The 17,224-nt window shown below is 52.9% G+C and carries 16 protein-coding genes; 11 read left to right on the top strand and 5 right to left on the bottom strand.

Features of this window, described 5'->3' with window-relative positions; all coding sequences use genetic code 11:
- Nucleotides 1-55: 55 nt before the first annotated feature.
- The 5 genes from NST37_RS18620 (at nt 56) to NST37_RS18600 (ending at nt 5,893) form a co-directional block, all read left to right on the top strand.
- Nucleotides 56-1,609 (top strand): spore germination protein, encoded by a 1,554-nt coding sequence (locus NST37_RS18620; RefSeq protein ID WP_157211825.1) that lies wholly within the window; start codon nt 56-58, stop codon nt 1,607-1,609.
- Between the two features lie 48 nt (nt 1,610-1,657).
- On the top strand, nt 1,658-2,797 hold the full coding sequence (locus tag NST37_RS18615) for a Ger(x)C family spore germination protein (RefSeq protein WP_024983863.1): 1,140 nt from the start codon (nt 1,658-1,660) through the stop codon (nt 2,795-2,797).
- Between the two features lie 27 nt (nt 2,798-2,824).
- Complete coding sequence (locus tag NST37_RS18610; protein ID WP_227278493.1) at nt 2,825-3,064, top strand: hypothetical protein; 240 nt, start codon at nt 2,825-2,827, stop codon at nt 3,062-3,064.
- A gap of 5 nt (nt 3,065-3,069) precedes the next feature.
- The gene (locus NST37_RS18605) at nt 3,070-4,209 is read left to right on the top strand and encodes an endospore germination permease (RefSeq protein ID WP_157211826.1); all 1,140 of its coding nucleotides are present in this window, start codon (nt 3,070-3,072) and stop codon (nt 4,207-4,209) included.
- 310 nt (nt 4,210-4,519) lie between these two features.
- The gene (locus NST37_RS18600; RefSeq protein WP_003389045.1) at nt 4,520-5,893 is read left to right on the top strand and encodes a peptide MFS transporter; all 1,374 of its coding nucleotides are present in this window, start codon (nt 4,520-4,522) and stop codon (nt 5,891-5,893) included.
- Nucleotides 5,894-5,955: 62 nt separating this feature from the next.
- Here NST37_RS18600 and NST37_RS18595 read toward each other — a convergent pair whose 3' ends face one another.
- From NST37_RS18595 to NST37_RS18575, 5 genes are all read right to left on the bottom strand, one after another.
- Nucleotides 5,956-6,669, bottom strand: coding sequence for a GDSL-type esterase/lipase family protein (locus tag NST37_RS18595; protein ID WP_003389047.1), 714 nt, complete (start codon nt 6,667-6,669; stop codon nt 5,956-5,958).
- Between the two features lie 713 nt (nt 6,670-7,382).
- Nucleotides 7,383-8,120: an amino acid ABC transporter ATP-binding protein gene (locus NST37_RS18590; protein WP_003389049.1), complete on the bottom strand. Its 738-nt coding sequence runs from the start codon at nt 8,118-8,120 to the stop codon at nt 7,383-7,385.
- A 14-nt stretch (nt 8,121-8,134) separates the two neighbouring features.
- Nucleotides 8,135-8,833, bottom strand: a complete 699-nt coding sequence (locus tag NST37_RS18585) for an amino acid ABC transporter permease (RefSeq protein WP_003389050.1) — start codon at nt 8,831-8,833, stop codon at nt 8,135-8,137.
- Entirely contained in the window at nt 8,820-9,668 is an 849-nt protein-coding gene (locus NST37_RS18580; RefSeq protein ID WP_003389051.1) for an amino acid ABC transporter substrate-binding protein, read from the bottom strand. Before NST37_RS18580 ends, NST37_RS18585 begins: the two co-directional genes overlap by 14 nt.
- Before the next feature lie 198 nt (nt 9,669-9,866).
- Nucleotides 9,867-10,700 carry a transporter substrate-binding domain-containing protein gene (locus tag NST37_RS18575; RefSeq protein WP_031933150.1) on the bottom strand — a complete coding sequence of 278 codons (834 nt, stop codon included), beginning with the start codon at nt 10,698-10,700 and terminating at the stop codon, nt 9,867-9,869.
- Between the two features lie 353 nt (nt 10,701-11,053).
- Here NST37_RS18575 and NST37_RS18570 point away from each other — a divergent pair, with 353 nt between their 5' ends.
- The 6 genes from NST37_RS18570 (at nt 11,054) to NST37_RS18545 (ending at nt 17,160) form a co-directional block, all read left to right on the top strand.
- A complete protein-coding gene (locus NST37_RS18570; protein ID WP_024983868.1) occupies nt 11,054-11,701 on the top strand; it encodes a queuosine precursor transporter in 648 nt (215 codons plus the stop codon).
- Nucleotides 11,702-11,780: 79 nt separating this feature from the next.
- Nucleotides 11,781-12,212: a preQ(1) synthase gene (gene queF / locus NST37_RS18565; protein WP_003389056.1), complete on the top strand. Its 432-nt coding sequence runs from the start codon at nt 11,781-11,783 to the stop codon at nt 12,210-12,212.
- Nucleotides 12,213-12,320: 108 nt separating this feature from the next.
- Complete coding sequence (locus NST37_RS18560; RefSeq protein WP_003389057.1) at nt 12,321-12,722, top strand: hypothetical protein; 402 nt, start codon at nt 12,321-12,323, stop codon at nt 12,720-12,722.
- 18 nt (nt 12,723-12,740) lie between these two features.
- Nucleotides 12,741-13,679, top strand: coding sequence for an AEC family transporter (locus tag NST37_RS18555; protein WP_003389058.1), 939 nt, complete (start codon nt 12,741-12,743; stop codon nt 13,677-13,679).
- Between the two features lie 104 nt (nt 13,680-13,783).
- Nucleotides 13,784-14,599 (top strand): stalk domain-containing protein, encoded by an 816-nt coding sequence (locus tag NST37_RS18550; protein WP_339185645.1) that lies wholly within the window; start codon nt 13,784-13,786, stop codon nt 14,597-14,599.
- Nucleotides 14,600-15,084: 485 nt separating this feature from the next.
- Complete coding sequence (locus NST37_RS18545; RefSeq protein ID WP_339185644.1) at nt 15,085-17,160, top strand: ABC-F family ATP-binding cassette domain-containing protein; 2,076 nt, start codon at nt 15,085-15,087, stop codon at nt 17,158-17,160.
- The last annotated feature ends 64 nt before the right edge of the window (nt 17,161-17,224 follow it).

Here is a 17,224-nt window from a genome sequence, read left to right as displayed (position 1 = left end):
GCGGTTATAAAAGGTAGGGGGAAAGTCAACAATGGAGGAAAAAAGGAGATGCCGCATGATTTTCTCGAGATCATGGAAAAAGCGGAAGCTCCGCTCAGGGGGGCACTTGTCTTCCCTGTCTTTTCAGCCCGGCTCAGACGAGAGGGGACTGACGCCGCTGTCTTTCGAGCTGGAAAGCAATTTGCACATTCTCCGAAACATTTTCGCCGATTGCACGGATGTTCTTTTTCATGATTTTTGGATAAGTGGAAGCCGGAGAGCCATCCTGATCTACATCAATGGCACCGCCAATCAGGAGGAACTCAATCAACAGGTGCTGACCCCCTTGCTGGAGGGGCGGAGGAGATCGGCCGGGTCCCCTTTGTTTCACGGGATCATCCCCGTAGCCTCCGGAAGCGAGATCGGGACTATCGAGGAGACCGTCAGACACGTCATGGACGGCAATCCTGTCATTTTGACGGATGGAGAAAACACTGCGACCTCGGTCGGATTAACCAAGTGGGAGACGCGCTCAGTCGAGGAGCCTATCGCCGAATCTGTCGTTCGCGGACCAAGAGAAGGCTTCGTGGAAACCGTAGAAATCAACACCTCGCTTTTGCGGAAAAGATTGCGCACTCCGCTTTTGAAGATGAAGTCCTACAAATTGGGGAGCATCTCCCATACCGAAGTGGTAATCGCCTACCTTCAGGGAGTCGCGGAGAAAGCGCTGGTCGATGAGGTGGAAAAACGTTTGCACAGCATACGGATCGACGGGGTATTGGACAGCGGAGATTTGGAGGAGCTGCTGCAGGACAACCCGTATTCTCCTTTTCCGCAGCTTCTGTCGACCGAGAGGCCGGATATTGCCTGCTCTCAATTATTGGAGGGCAGAGTCGTCATCCTCGTCGAGGGCTCGCCGATCGCCGTGGTGGCTCCGACGACCTTTTACTCCTTTCTGCAATCTCCCGAGGATTATTACGAGCGCTATTTCTTTGGCACCGTGATCAGGTGGCTGCGCTATCTGTTCTTGTTTATTGCGCTGCTTGGCCCCTCCTTTTATGTGGCAATCGTTTCTTTTCATCAGGAAATGATTCCGACGGCGCTGCTTTTGACGATGGCCAACTCCCGGGAGCTTGTTCCATTCCCTGCGTTGTTGGAAGCGCTTTTGATGGAGATCACCTTTGAAGCGTTGCGGGAAGCGGGTGTCCGCCTGCCCAAGCAGGTCGGGGCGGCGGTCAGCATCGTAGGTGCCCTCGTTATCGGGCAAGCGGCGATTGAAGCAGGGCTCGTCTCTTCGCCGATGGTCATGGTTGTCGCAATCACTGGCATCGCGTCTTTTATCATTCCTCATTACACGCTTGGAGTGGCGATCAGAATTCTGCGTTTTCCGATCATGCTGCTCTCCGGCATTTTTGGCATTATGGGGCTGATGCTGGGACTGCTGATGCTGCTCACGCATCTGTTTACCCTGCGATCCTTTGGCGTCCCGTATTTAAGCCCGCTTGCGCCGTTAAACCTGCAGGAGCTGTCCGACGTGATGGCGAGAGTGCCTCTCTGGATGACGGATGCGTCGGTGGATGAGCACAGGGGCAAGAATACAGGCCGCGATCAAGAGCCCGATACTACCTAGCAGGTAGGCAGAAGGAGCGGCGAAGACGAGGATGAAAAAGGCTGTCGGATGAAGGAGGAGCGGCAAGGAGTGAAGGTGTACCGGTTGCTTGGAGTCGTTCTTCTGCTGCTTGGCTTGACCGGTTGTTGGGATCGCAAAGAAATTAATGACATCGCGATTATTACTGCAGCGGGTGTCGACCTGACCGAAGACAAAAAGGTAGAGCTATCGGTCCAGCTCTATGTCAATCACGCGGGCAGACAGCAGGAAGAGGCCGACCAAACCGTCGTGCAATCAGCGACAGGCATCACTCTGGCCGACGCGGTAGAAAGTCTGCAGGACACGCTTTCCGCACAAGTTTTTTGGGGCCATACGGAGGTGTTTATCTTTGGCAGGGACATCGCAAGAACGGGAATTGAAGGCCATGTCGATTATTTTTTTCGGCAGCCGGGTCCTCGCGGGCTTGCCTATTTGTTCGTGAGCAGAGGCAAGGCCAAAGATATTTTGAAGCAAAAGCCGCCGCTTGAGAGAAGCAGCTCCAAGTCGCTCGAAGAGATCGCCAAGGCCCAAAAAGGTGAAGGCGTGACCTTAAAAGAGCTGGCCCAGATGATGGAGAATCCGGCAAAAGTATCGATCATTCCCCTGGTGGCAACATTGCCGGAGCAAGATGGCGGGCCAGTTCCCTACATCTACGGAATGGGCGTGCTGAAAAAAGGGAAGTGGGCGGGGCAAATGGACGAGAGGGAAGCGCAAGGGGTGCTGTGGCTTCGAAACAGGATCAAATTTGTCATGATCACCATTCCGATCGAAAAGCATAAGGGATATGTTTCTCTGAAGATGGTCAGGGGCAGGGCAGTTCTCAGCCCGCAGGTCAAAAACAGCAAGTGGTCCATGCAGGTCAAACTGCACGCCGAATACGATGTCAGACAAAATACGACGAATCTGAATATGACCATACCGGCAGATGTCTCCATCGTAGAGTCCTACGCCGCCGCATATACTCGGTCGGTCATAAAAGCTTCCCTGAACAAAGCACAGAATGTCCTGCATGCGGACGTGTTCGATTTTTCCGGCGTCTTTCATCGAAAGTACCCACAGGAATGGAAAAAAGCCGTAGCAGATTGGGAACGCACCTTCTCCGAGATCGAGGTGGACATTCAGTCGACAGCCGAAGTGCTGCGACCCGGGGTGTCCAATCCCCATCAATAAAAAAGGGGCTGGGGCATATTGAAGTGGGTGGGTGTAGCCGCGCTGACCGTTTTGGCACTCGTGCTTGCATGGTACGAGCTTCCGCGGTTGACGGCAGAAATGAAGCGGGAACGAACCGTATTTTTGGTCATCACAGTGACAGGATGGGGGCTGGGAAGCTTGCTGATTTTTTTTCCGGAAATGCCAGGACTGACCCAGCTCGTGGATTTCCTTTACAGACCGCTTTATCCCTTGATCGGGAAAGGGTCCGGTAACGCAGGGGAGTAATGGACATGCTGGATCGAGGCAAAATTTCTGTTCTGCAAATGTGCCTGTCGATGTATTTGATGGTCGGGGCTACGGCCATTCTTATCATTCCGGCGATTACAGCGAAGGAAGCAAAGCAAGACATGTGGATTTCTCCCTTTTGGGGGTCGCTGTCCGGTTTTTTGGCTGTATGGCTGGCTTGGTCGCTTTACAGGTTGACCCCCGGCAAATCGATCATTCAAACCGGAGAGGCGGTTCTGGGACCCCGTTTGGGAAAGGCAGCTGCTCTTCTGTACATTCTTTTTTTGGTGCACGGAGCAGGCCTGATTGTCCGTGAATACGGCGAATTTATCGTCGGTACGATCTTGCTGAAAACGCCGATTGTGGTCGTGATGGGCAGCATCGTGCTCACGGCAGCATTCGCAGTGCGCTCCGGGATCGAGGTGTTGGGGCGCTTTTCTCTCTTGCTCGGTCCGCTCTTTGGTCTCTTTTTGATCGGGATTGTTTTGCTGCTCATTCCGCGGTATGAGCCGACTCATATGCTTCCCGTTATGGAGAACGGGCTTAGACCTTCCCTGGCTGGTGCCGTAACGCCGTTAACCTGGTTTATGGAATTTCTCTTTATTTCCTTTCTCTTTCCGCATCTGCGTGCAGAGGAAACGCATAAAGCGTTGAGAGCGGGGATGTGGGCCGTTGCATTGATGCTGGTCACGATGGTCATCGCGAATCTGTCCGCTCTGTTTCTGTTTGGAGAAATAACCGGAAGGATGTTTTTTCCGGTCTTCAATGCATCCCACTATATCAGCATGGCAGAATTTTTGGAGCATCTCGATGCCATGGTAATGGCGCTGTGGGTCATGGGCGGTTTTTTTCAAATTTCGATGTGGTACTATGTGACCGTTATCAGTGTGGCTCAATGCTTTCACCTTTCGGATTACCGGCCGATCGTCTATTCCGTCGGCATTCTGATCATCGTGTTCAGCTTGTGGCTTGCTCCGGGATTCGCTGATCTGATCAATCTGTTTACCACCTCTGAGCCGTTTTACTCGGCGACCATGCAGATTTTGCTTCCTGCTCTGACCTTGATCATTGGGCTGATCAAGCGGCGGAGAAGGCCACTTTCAGCAGAAGCCGAAAAAGTGGTGAACCGAAAGGGAAATGGCTAAAGCGATGTGTCACGGGAATACAACGACGGGGGACTTTCCGATCCAGGAAAAGATCTGCGTCGTTTTCCTGATGTCAGGAAATCGGGCCACTCCCTTTCTGGCCTGTATAATCCTCCACTTTTTAACAAATAGTAAACAAAGAGATGGAGTACAGTATAAAAAATAACTAGGAATGACAAGGTTGACATATCATTATTCTATATAAATTTAACAATTATAAAAAAGTAGTTAATATTTTTAATAAAAGTATATTCGAGAAAACTGTGATATGATTCATACGATAGTTGTCTGACATCTGGGAGGGACATCAATGGACGCAACTGTGAACTCACAGCAAGGGAAACAAAAACATCCTCCAGGATTGTATTTGTTGTTCTTTACGGAGCTTTGGGAACGCTTTAGCTATTACGGCATGCGCGCCCTGTTAACCCTGTATTTGACCACAGCGCTGATCAGCGGCGGACTAGGCTTTGAAAAGGGCTTGGCGTTGAGCATCTACGGCTTGTTTACCGGTGCCGTTTACTTTACGCCGATCATCGGCGGGTATTTATCGGACCGGTATCTCGGCAGAAGACTGGCGATTACCATGGGCGGTATTACCATGGCAGTGGGGAACTTTCTTCTGTTCGCCGTACAGAGCACAACTGGATTGTATCTGGGCCTTGTTCTCCTGATTATTGGAAACGGTTTCTTCAAGCCGAATATCTCTACGCTGGTCGGTGAGCTTTACCCCGAAAATGACAAGCGCAGGGATGCCGCGTTTACGATTTTCTACATGGGGATCAACGTGGGAGCGCTCTTCGCACCGCTGATCTGCGGCTATTTGGCGGAGGAGCACTTCAAGACCGCGCTGGACGGTGTGGAAATGTACGGCTTCAAGTACGGGTTTTTGGCTGCCGCCATCGGGATGGTGATCGGTCAGATCGCTTTCAACCTGCTTGGCAACCGCTACCTGGGGGATATCGGCAAACAGCCGCTCGGAAAGAGTGAAGCTCCGGGGCAGCAGGAAGCCGCCAATCGGCCGCTCACCAAGAAGGAGAAGCAAAGAACCGCCGTCATCGTCATTTTGGCCTGTTTTGTCGTCTTTTTCTGGGCAGGATTTGAACAGGCGGGGAGCTCTTTGACACTGTACACAGACCTGTTTGTCGATCGTACCATTGGCGGCTGGGAGGTTCCGACCTCTTGGTTTCAATCCTTGAATCCGTTGTTTATTGTGCTTTTGGCACCCGTTATCTCCATGCTGTGGGTGAAGCTGGCCAACAGCAAGCGAGGCGACTTGAATATTCCTACGAAGATGGGACTGGGAATGATCCTGCTCGGTCTCGGGTACATGATTTTGCTGCTGGCTGTCATGCAGACCGGAAGCGACGAAAACAACATCCTGACAAAGTCAAATATTATGATTATTGTGTTGACCTACCTCATGCATACGCTCGGTGAGCTGTTCCTGTCTCCTGTCGGGCTGTCGATGGTCAGCAAGATCGCTCCGGTCAAACTCGCCTCGCTGTTGATGGGCGTATGGCTGGCAAGCTCCGGAGTGGCAAACATCCTGGCCGGCCAATTGGCCGCTTTTACACAGTCGCTCGGATACTTTGAAGTGTTTGGTATCATCGGTTTGATGGCGATTGTACTGGGGCTGGTGCTCCTGCTCGTATCGCGCAAGCTGGTACGGATGATGGAATAACCTCATACAGAAGAAAGGACAGCTCGGGAGGCGGGCTGTCCTTTTTTGCTGTCTTCTTGTCCTTATCCGATTTCGATCCCGTGTGCGGCCAGCGTCTCCCGCAGGGCCCGGGCCATCAGGTCGTATCCGAGCACATGAGGATGGAGGCCGTCATCGGCGAGCTCCTCCCGCAAAGTGAGACCGTCTTCGTCAGTCATGTGCCGGTGGTAGTCCACAAAGATGATGTTTTCAGCGCGTGCGTATTCCTGCAAGGCTTTATTGATGCTGGCGACCAGCTCGTTTCGCAAGCTGTTTTTGGCGTAGCGCTCCATCCGGGTCGGAAGCAGGGAACAGAGAATCGGAGCAATCCCGTTTTCTCTGGCTTGCGTCAACATGGCAGCCAGATCGTCGACGATTTCTTGCTGTATGTGCTCCGGCTGCTTGCGGTCCTCTGGCAGCCACTCGTCCAGGGCCCACGTGTTATTGATGCCGAGAAGGATGATCGCGTAAGCAGGGCGGAGCTGCACCACATCAGCGGCAAACCTACGCAGGGCAAAAGCGGTCGTATCTCCGCCGATTCCCCGGTTGACTATGACACGGCCCGCACCGCCGAAATAGGTGTCGACGTCCCACCAGTGCGTAATCGAGTCCCCGAAAAAGACAAAATCAATTTTCCTTTGGTGATGCAGCAAGGCCTCATTGTGGAAATCAAATTCGTTGCGGCGTCTGTCGGCCGCAGCCTCGATGCCAAACAAGCCGGGCTTGAGCAAAGCTGGTCTGTTTTCTTTCACGTTCATTCTTTCCCTCCGATCCGAGACTAACGGGAGCTTCCGCAAGCTGTCCCCAGTTGCAACCGCACCTTCGCTATTTGAAAACGACAGATGGTGAGTAATGGCTTCAAGTCACGCACTTCCCTATCCTATCATGAGGTTCTGCCCTGTTTTGGCTTTTCCTGCTTGTGGTGCCCATAGGTCAGGGCAGCAAAAAAGCGGGCTTCCGGGGAAGCGCCGCATGTGGTCAGAAAAAGACCGCCCGTTGAAAGGGGGTCAACGGACGGCAATGGAGGACGATATGTCCATCGTAGGGTCTGACACCTCCCATCATAGGTTTTTCATGTTAAGAACAAATAGAGAAACGATAAAGGCTTTGTTAATTTTTTGGAAAGGGGAGGTCTGGAGCCTTTTTTGGCCTGATTTTTTGTCTTGTAGACGAGCATCCATACGAACAGGGAGACTCTCTCATATTCTGTGAAAAGGAGCGGCGTCGCCATTTCTGACGCCTGCTTCAGACAATCACAGAGGAGGCCATGCAAATGAGCGGAGGTTTTCACAATAACAATTTCATCTGGATCATCCTGATCATTGTTTTGATCTTCGCGTTCCTGGACGACTAATTTGTAAAAAAGAAAGAAGACCCTGCTTTCCAAGGAAGCGAGTCTTCTTTCTTTTACATAGACGATGCGGGAAAGCTATCACAAGATAACAGAAATCAATAGCTTGCACGCAGCGAATTATTTTTTCAAATGCTGGAGGAACTGGCGAGTCCGCTCTTCTTTCGGGCTCGTAAACAATTGCTCCGGCGCACCGCGCTCGACGATCACGCCCTGGTCCATAAAGATGACTTCATCTGCCACTTCGCGCGCAAATGCCATCTCATGCGTGACGACCACCATGGTCATCCCTTCGACAGCCAGCTCCTTCATGACCTTTAGCACTTCGCCGACCAGCTCGGGGTCGAGCGCGGAGGTAGGCTCGTCAAACAGCATTACTTTCGGGTCCATGGCGAGAGCGCGGGCGATCCCGACACGCTGCTGCTGGCCGCCGGATAGCTGAGCAGGGTAGTGGTCGAGCTTGTCAGCCAGTCCTACCTTGGACAGCAGCTGCGCCGCCTTGCCTCTTGCGGTCTCCGGTTTTTCTCCTTTTACGGTGACGGGGCCTTCCATGACATTTTGCAGCGCCGTCATGTGCGGGAACAAATTGTAGCTTTGGAAGACCATCCCGGTCTGCTTGCGCAGCTTCGGGATATCCGATTTTGCGACTTTGCGGGAAAAGTCAAGCTGGACATCGCCGATTTGCACGCTGCCCTCGGTCGGGATCTCCAGAGCGTTCAGGCAGCGGAGCAGCGTCGTTTTGCCGGAACCGGACGGCCCGATGATGACGACGACCTTTCCTTTCTCTACCGTCAGCGAGATGCCCTTGAGGACGTGCAGATCGTGAAATCGTTTATGAATGTTGCTGATAGTTATCATGCGTATGCTCCCCTCTAGGCGACGTAGCGGTCAAGCCTGTGCTCGATGCGATCCTGGATCGCCGAGAGTACCAGACAGATCAGCCAGTAGATCAGTGCCGCTTCTGAGTAGACCAGGAGCGGTTCATACGTAGCCGCTGCGATCTCCTGCGCTTTGCGAAACATCTCGGGAACGAGGATAGCCGCAGCGAGCGACGTATCCTTTACCAAGCTGATGTACGAGTTGGACAGAGGCGGGACAGACACGCGCGCCGCCTGCGGCAGGATAATGCGCACCAGCGCTTGCCGATACGTCATGCCGAGTGAATAGCCGGCTTCCCACTGTCCCTTTGGTATGGACAGGATCGCGGCCCGGACCACTTCCGAAGCGTAGGCGCCGACATTGAGAGAGAAGCCGATCACCGCTGATGGGAACGAATCGATCGTAACGCCGATGCTGGGCAGACCGAAAAAGATGATGAACAGTTGCACCAGCAACGGCGTTCCGCGAATGATCGAAACGTACGTGCGGGCGACGCCCACCAGCACTTTGTTGCCGGAAATTCGGGCCAGCGCCGTCAGGATGGCGATGACCAGCCCGATGGCGAACGAAATCAGGGAGAGGGACAGGGAGTACGTCAGAGCGCCTTTCAGAAGCGGCCAAAAGGAGCTCTGCGCAATCTCTACCCATCTGTCAAAGCGTTCCGGGTTGCCAAACAGGTTACTTAGAAACATCTGCACCAAACCATTTCTCGGAGATTTGTTGGAACGTACCGTCTTTCATCATATCGTCAAGCGCTTTGTTGACCGCCTCTACGAGCTCGGTGCTGCCTTTGCGGAACAGAAAACCGTTTTTCGCCCCGTCCGGATGCTTGGCAATAATCTTGATCGGGGTATCCGGCTTTTGCTTCAGAAAATCGAGCAGGGACAAGCCGTCATTGATCGTGACGTCGACACGCTTGGAGACAAGTAGGTCGATCGCTTGGTTGAAGCCCTCCACAGCGACGATTTCTGCGCCGTTTTGCTTGGCGATGTCTGTCAGATTGCTGGTCAAGGTTTGCGCTGCTTTCAATCCTTTGATGCTGTCAAAGCCAGTGACGGTGTTGTTGTCCTTATGTGTCACCAGTACAGCAGTCGACACGGTGTAGGGGTTGGAAAAATCGTATTTCTCCTGACGATCCGGGCGGATGCCGACCTGGTTGGCGACGAGGTCAAACCGCTTGGAGTCGAGGCCGGCGAACATGGCATCCCACTGTGTTTCCTGGAAGACCGGTTCCACCCCGAGACGTTTGGCCACTTCGCTGATCACTTCTACGTCAAAACCGGTCAGCTTGCCGGATTGGTCGTGGAAAGTAAAGGGGGCATACGTCCCTTCCGTACCAATCACCAGTTTCCCTTCGGCTTTTACTTTATCCAACAGGTTTTGTTCTGCCTTTTGCTCGGAAGGGGCCTGTGCAGGAGCAGGGGCCGGAGCGGCGTTATTCGTTGTCGAAGCAGTGCCGGACGAGCCGCATCCCACGATGCCAAACATAAGAGAGGAGATGAGTGCGGAAAACAATAATTTTTTCATAAATAATCCCCCACTAAACCGATGTGATTTGTTTAGAACATACTAAAAGTCTTTGCCTGTTTTGTCAATAAAGAAATCAGCTCTAAAGGGCTGCGAAAAAGCGTCGGCTGTCAATCGGTTCCATCATGCAGAAGAAAAGTGGCAGATCTCTTCTCCGACGGGAAAAGAGACCGTGCCACCTGGTCAAGGGCAATGAGCTTACTTGGAAATGTCCTCGCCAAACCATTTTTCCGAAATCTGCTTCAGCGTGCCATCCTTATGCATGGCATCCAGCGCTTTGTTGATCTCCTCGATCAGTTCGTTGCTGGTGCCTTTGCGGAACATGAAGCCGCAATTGAGGCCTTCTTCTTTGACTTTGACGATTTTGATCGGGGTATCCGGCTTTTGCTTCAGGAAGTCGAGAACAGACAGGTTGTCGTTCAGCACCACATCGACGCGTCTGCTTGCGATCAGCTCGATGGCGTTGTTGAAGTTGTCCACCGCGACGATTTCGGCGCCCAGCTCGCGAGCCATGTCGGCGTAGTTGCTTGTCATCGATTGCCCGGCTTTGAGGCCTTTGATGTCAGGAAAATCCTTTACCGTCTCGTTGTCTTTATGAGCGACGAGCACAGCGCGGGAAACGGAATACGGGGAAGAAAAGTCGTATTTCTCCTGACGGTCGGGACGAATGCCGACCTCATTGGCGATCAGGTCAAACCGCTTGGAATCGAGTCCCGCAAACATGGCATCCCATTGCGTCTCCTGGAAGACCGGTTCTACACCAAGGCGCTTCGCTACTTCTGTAGCCACGTCGATGTCATAGCCGGTCAGCTTGCCGGACTGGTCGTGGAAGGTAAAGGGAGCATAGGTGCCTTCTGTGCCGATCACCAGTTTGCCCTCGGCTTTCACTTTTTCCAACAGGTTTTGAGGAGCAGCCGCCGATTGGTCAGGAGCTGCGGATTGATTTGGGTTTGCAGGCGCTGTAGAGTTGCCGCATCCAGCAATTCCGAGCAATAAAGTCGAAATTAATGCTGTGAAAACAAGTTTTTTCATCGTGAATCCCCCACTAAGTTGATATGATTTTATGGATTCATACTAAAAGCCTTTCTTCTATTTGTCAATGAAAAGAGTGCGAGGGAGAAGAAAAGCACGGACAAGGAGAAAAGGAACAGAAACTCCCTCTTCTAAAAAGGATGTCCATTTGATATCCTGTTATAAGTCTACGAGACGCGAGAGTTCGGAATCCCCACCTCTCGTAAAACAAAACTAGGGGAGAGCAGTCAATTGCCTAAGGTCTGTTCTTATGGAAGCCGCTCTCCTGCATTTCGCGTGGAGGCGGCTTTTTTGCGTAGGTGAGCAGGATCGAGGCGGGCTGATTGCTCTTCGCTTTAGGAGGAACTGATCCGATGAATTTTCCACCGGAAGAGAAGCGTTTTCTCTACCTGACAGCGACGTTCATGACGTTGCTGGTTGTTGCCAACATCGTTTCGGCAAAGGTCATTGACCTGTGGGGCGTGATTTTGCCAGCCGCGGTGATTGGGTATCCGCTGACGTATCTGTTGACAGACGCGATCAGCGAGCTGTACGGGGAGGCACGGGCCCGCCAGGTCGTCTACGCAGGCTTTTGGGCCAACGCTCTGATGCTCCTTTTTGTCCAGGCGACGATTCTTCTGCCTCCTGCCGGCTTTTGGCCGCTCCAGGAGTCGTACGAATCCGTCATGGCTTCCTCCGCGCGCGTGGTCATTGCCAGCATGCTGTCCTATTTTGCCGCGCAAATGGCTGACGTCAAGGTCTTTCATTTCATTAAGCGGCGAACGGGGGAGAAGCATTTCTGGCTGCGCAAAAACGTATCGACTGCAATCAGTCAGTTGCTCGACACATCGATCTTTATCGTCATCGCTTTTTACGGGACGATGCCGACAGATGCCTTGCTGCAGATGATCATGTTTCAGTATTTGGTGAAAACGATGATTGCCGTCGTGGATACGCCGTTGTCCTATCTGGTCGTCAAAGGAGCGAGAAGGCAGCGAGCTGTCTCTGGCTTGGCCGGTTGAAGCGGGGAAAAGGCACAAGGAGCTTCCCGATCACGCAACAAAGCTTCCCGATCACACACAATAAAAATGGAAAGGACCGATGAAGGAAATGGCAACAGTGGAGCACAATCACAGCAAGTACAACAGCATTCGTTTTGATACACAGGATGAATCGGCGATTCTGGTCGACATTCTCGAGACGATTCCGTACGAATACGTGGGAAAGCGTACCGAAATCATGATGCCTACGAATGAATTTACATCTGTTTGTCCGTGGTCGGGTCTGCCAGACTTCGCAGACCTGAAAATTTATCTCGTGCCAAATGAAAAGCTGATTGAGATGAAGTCGCTGAAGTACTATTTGACCTCGTACCGCAATGTCGGAATATATCAGGAGCATGCGACGAACCGGATATTAAACGATCTGGTGGCGTGCTGCGATCCGCTGTACATGCGCATCGTCGCCGTCTGGAATGCGCGCGGCGGCCTTGGAACCGAAGTGGTAGTTGAGTATGTGAAGGAAGAAGCGTAAAATAAGGACGAGTATCATTGCCCCCGTTCGTTTTGCACGGGGGTACTGTTATATATGAACATCACTTTGTCGTCATTATTTTTGTCGCAAATAAAGGAGAAGAACAGCATGCTAAACGATTGGCGGATGTATACGGATGCGAGCGGCCAGGACCAGAATCACATGGGCTGGCATGAAGTATTGAAGGAAATCGCCCAGTTGAACGGTACGTCGAGGACGCTGGTCCATGCCGCATACGGCGATCATGTCGACCTGGTGGTAGCCGGCGGTAATCAGGGCCAAATTCTGGTCCAGTGGAAAGAGCATGAGCCTGAGGCGCGCCATTACGTTTTGACCGCCGACAAGCCGGCCGGAACGATGAGCACCTTGACGATCGAAGGGGCGGATGTTTCTTTTCCGGCTTCCTGGTGTATCGAATTGGAACAGGCCATACCTGTATTGGGCGATCTTTTGCGTACCTGCGAAAAAGGAGAGCCGTCGGGACTGACCTGGATATCGGTGGAGATGTAGCAAGGGAGGCACTCATATATGGAAATATCGCTGCTGCTCCAATCGATTCTGCTGATGGCGGTGATCATTGCGATTGGAAGTGTGATCGGATATCGTCAACCGCTGACGGGGGAATCCCGTCAGCTCATCATCACGATTATCGTCAACGTGGCTATGCCGTGCATCATTTTGGACGGGGTGTTCCAGACGCCGATCGACAGCCAGACGATGACGCAAATTGTTATCATTTTTGGTATTTCCGTACTATTGAATTGTCTCGGCATCCTGCTCGGTTGGCTGGGGGCGCGGACCTTGCCTTTGCCGGAAAAGAAACGGCGCGAGATGGCGATTCTCTCCGGATTGGGGAATACGGGCTTTATCGGACTCCCGCTCTGCGCGGCGCTGTTCGGGCCAAAAGGAGCGCTTTTGGCAGCCGTATTTGATGCGGGGGTGGACGTCGTGATGTGGACCGTAGCGGTAATGATGCTCCAGGAAAAAGGGGCCTTTAGTCTGAAAGGCTTGAAGGCGATGGTCAATATTCCGATGATCGCCATCGTTCTCGGACTGGGAGCGGCCATGGCGGGATTCATGCCTCCGGAGCCGGTCAAGCATCTGGTCGGCACGCTGGCAAAGCTGGCTTCTCCGCTTGCGATGATGTACATAGGGATGCTGCTGCCGCTGCTGCTCAGGAAAAAGCCCCATTTCTCACTCCCGGTTCTGGGCATGCCGCTGACCTTCAAGCTGATCGTCTTTCCGCTGTCCGCTGCTTTGCTGCTGTCCGTTCTCCATTTGGATGGGGAGATTACCCGTGTCGCGATCATCCAGGTAGCGATGCCGACGCTGACGATGGCATCGATCCTGTTCGCGCGATACGCGGCAGATGAAGAGATGGGGGCGATGACGACGGTTTTTTCGACCCTGCTGGCCCTCGTTTCCATCCCTGCTGTCATCATGGTGGGTAATTTTTTCTTGCGATAACGGGCACTCTCCTTCATGAAGATTGTTTTGATTGATTGTGAAACGTTTCATGGCGATACACAGTCAAACAAGGTAAACCGGCTGTATTAATGGAGGAATTGAACATGAGAGGAAAACGTGCAATCGCTTGTTTGATCGGGCTTCAACTTTTGATGGCAGTACCTGTGGGCGCTGCGGGGAATGCATCCGGCAACGCAGCCGCCAGTCCGGCAAGCAACACACAAATTTCCGTAAACGGGCAGGCTTTGCAGTTGAAGCAGCCAGCCATCATCATCGACGGCCGTACGTATTTGGCGATTGAAGACATGGCGGGCATCCTGCAAGCAAAGTGGCAAGCCGGCAACAATCAAAAAGAGGTCGCTGTCACTCTGCCTGACGGAAAGACTATCTCCTTTCAGATAAACACGAAGCGGGTCGCTGTCGACAACAAGTGGTCGGAGATCGACCAGGGCGCGATTCTCCACAACAAGCAAATGTATGTGCCGCTCAGATGGATGACGGAGAAAAGCGGGTACGAGTTGAAGTGGAATCCCCAAACGAGGACGGTGGAAATCGTGGCGCCAGTGGGAAATGAAGAGTTCAAGCAAGTGGACTTCACTTCGCTGAGCGAGGACGAAAAAGCGTTTGTCCAGCAGGTAAAAGGGACGCAGGGCGTGCATCAAAAGGGTGATTTGTACGTGATCGCCCGCGGTCAGGCGCCCAACCCCGGTTACGGCATCGAAATCGTGAATACGGAAATGAGCTGGGAGCAGCTGAAGGTGTACGTGAAGCTGACCAAGCCGGAGCCGGGCCGGATGTATGCGCAAGTGATTTCGTATCCGTTTATCGTGGCCAAGGTTAAGCTGCCGCCGTATACAACGCTGCTCGTGCTGGATGCCAATACGAAAAAGCCGTTGTTTGAAGGGGCGCAAGGGATGTAATCCGGAATTCGGTCAAGCAATGGGTGTCAGAGCAGGCGATTGCCCCACACGGGATCAGCCGGCCTGGCCCTCTTTTTTGAAGCGAAAGGCGACAGGTTTGCCGTATTCAATTTAAGCGGCTGCCCAGTTGTTTTTCCAAAAAGAGTCGTGTATAGTGAAAATATTGGAAAATGCTTATCCTCAGGAAGGAGGTGCAGGTACGTGTTTGGAACCGTTCAAGCTTGGTTTGTTGTGGAAACTAGCAGTATGACACATGATTTTTTGCTCCAAGGGGAAAGTCTGCCCTTTTTTGGTCATACAACCGAACGGAACAAAACAGGCGTACCGTGCATCGATACTTGCAACCGCAGGTGACAAGGCGAACTGAATCATAGTTCGTCAACCACCTTATCTTCTACACGCAACCGATGCCGCAGGTTTATGCCTGCGGCTTTTTGCTGTTTTCATTTACATTTCAAGTGAGCCGACCTGAGGAGGAAAAAATCATGATCGTCGTTTCTGCACAGAACATTCATAAAGGCTATGGAGCAAACCCCGTACTGGAAGGGGTAACGCTGGAGATCAAAGCAGGAGAGCGGGTCGGCTTCGTCGGCCCCAATGGAGCGGGAAAAACTACGCTGTTCAAGCTGTTGGCCGGATTGGAGCAGCAGGATCAAGGAGAGCTGTTTAGGGCAAAGGGAAGTGTCTGGGCCTATTTGCCGCAAAACCCGCAGTACCCGGAAAATTGGACGGCACAGGACGTGATCGCCAGCGCTTTTGCGGATGGTCTCCGCTTGCAGCAGGAGATCCGGGAGCTGGAGCGGCAGATGAGCCTCGTGACCGCAGAGGACCGCGATCTGGAGCGGCTGATCCATCGCTATCAGCAGAAGCAGGAAGCTTTTGAGCAGTTGGGCGGGTATACGTGGGAGGTCCGCATGGCGCAGGTGATCGAAGGCTTGGGCATCGAAGAGTGGCTGCTGTCAACGCCGTTCGTACAGTTGAGCGGCGGAGAGAAAACGAAGGTCGGCCTTGCCAAGCTGTTGTGCGAGAGAAGCGATGTGCTGCTTCTCGATGAGCCGACCAACCATTTGGACGTAGACGCCATGGAGTGGCTGGAGGGCTTTCTCAAAGACTACGCAGGGACAGTCCTGTTGATCTCCCATGACCGTTTTTTCCTCGACGCCGTCGTCACGTCGATTTACCATGTGGACGGGGGCGAGGTGGAGCATTACCTGGGCAATTACAGCTATTTTGTCACGGAAAGGGAAGAGCGGCTGCTCCGCCAGTTCGAGGCTTACCAGGAGCAGCAGAAAAAGATCAAGAAAATGCAGGAGACGATCAAGCGCTTGAAGGAGTGGGGAAATCGTTCTAATCCGCCGAATGAAGCGTTTCACCGCCGCGCCAAAAGCATGGAAAAAGCGCTGGCAAGGCTGGAGCGGATCGAACGTCCGCGGATGGAAGCAGAGCGGATGGGACTGTCCTTTCAAAAGACGGATCGCAGCGGCCAGGATGTCCTGATCGCTTCCGGACTGTGCAAGTCATACGGGGAGAAATGCTTGATGAATGGGGCCGATCTGCTGCTCCGATACGGTGAAAGAAAAGCTCTGCTTGGCCCTAATGGCTGCGGGAAATCGACGTTTATCAAAATGCTGCTCGGGGAGGTAGCCCCCGACAGCGGCACAGTCAAAGTGGGAGCCAGCGTCAAGGTCGGATACCTTTCACAGCAAGCGCTGGAAGGCGATCAAAAGCAGAGAGTGATCGACGTTTTCCGGGAAACAGCAGCCGTCTCCGAAGCGGAGGCGCGCCACCGTCTTGCCCGCTTTCTCTTTTACGGCGAGCATGTGTTTAAACGAATCGGCCAATTGAGCGGCGGAGAGCGCATGAGACTGCGCCTTGCCCAGCTTGTGCACCAGGAGATCAACCTGCTCATTCTCGATGAACCGACCAACCATCTGGACATCGAGGCGCGCGAAACGCTGGAGGAAGCGCTGGCTGACTTCCGCGGGTCCTTGTTCATCGTCTCGCATGACCGCTACTTTTTGCAGAAAATGGTAAACGGTGTTTTCTGGATCGAGGAAGGCAGGCTCATGCACTATGAAGGCACGTTCCAGGAGGCGGTCGAAAAGAGAAAGCTGGAGAAAGAAAAAGAAAAAGAGCGAGAAAGAGGCTCTTCGAGACAGGGCCGTCCAGGAGCGTCGGCGATAAAGGCGAATGAAGAAGCGAAGCCTGCCTTGGGCCAAACACCAGGAGCAGGAGCCAAAACCGAGAAGCAAGACACGTCCGTGATCGCTACCGAAACACGTCCGCTTCCAAATGAAAATACGATGCCCGAAACACCACCCTCTATGGCAATTCAGCAGCCATCGCCGCAGTCTTCTCCCAAGCGAATCAATACGTATAAGCTGGCGGAGCTGGAGCGGCGGATCGAGACTCTGGAAGCAAGACGGGATGAATTCTTGCAGCTTTTGTCGCAAGGCTCCGATGACTATACGCAATTGATGGAGTGGCAGTCCGAGCTGGAAGCAGTGGAGGCAGAAAGAGAACGGCTGTATCTGGAATGGCTGGAGATGCAGGAAGGCTGACTCCCTGATTCGGAAGAGAAGGGGCTTGTGAGTTCCCAGGTACGGAATCCATTTGGTTCCGTAC

Origin of the sequence: Brevibacillus sp. FSL K6-6036, assembly GCF_037964015.1 — a bacterium.
In the GTDB taxonomy this organism is placed as follows: Bacteria; Bacillota; Bacilli; order Brevibacillales; family Brevibacillaceae; genus Brevibacillus; species Brevibacillus borstelensis.
The sequence above is the reverse complement of the archived record's forward strand: the minus strand, read 5'-3'. Positions and strand labels throughout refer to the sequence as shown.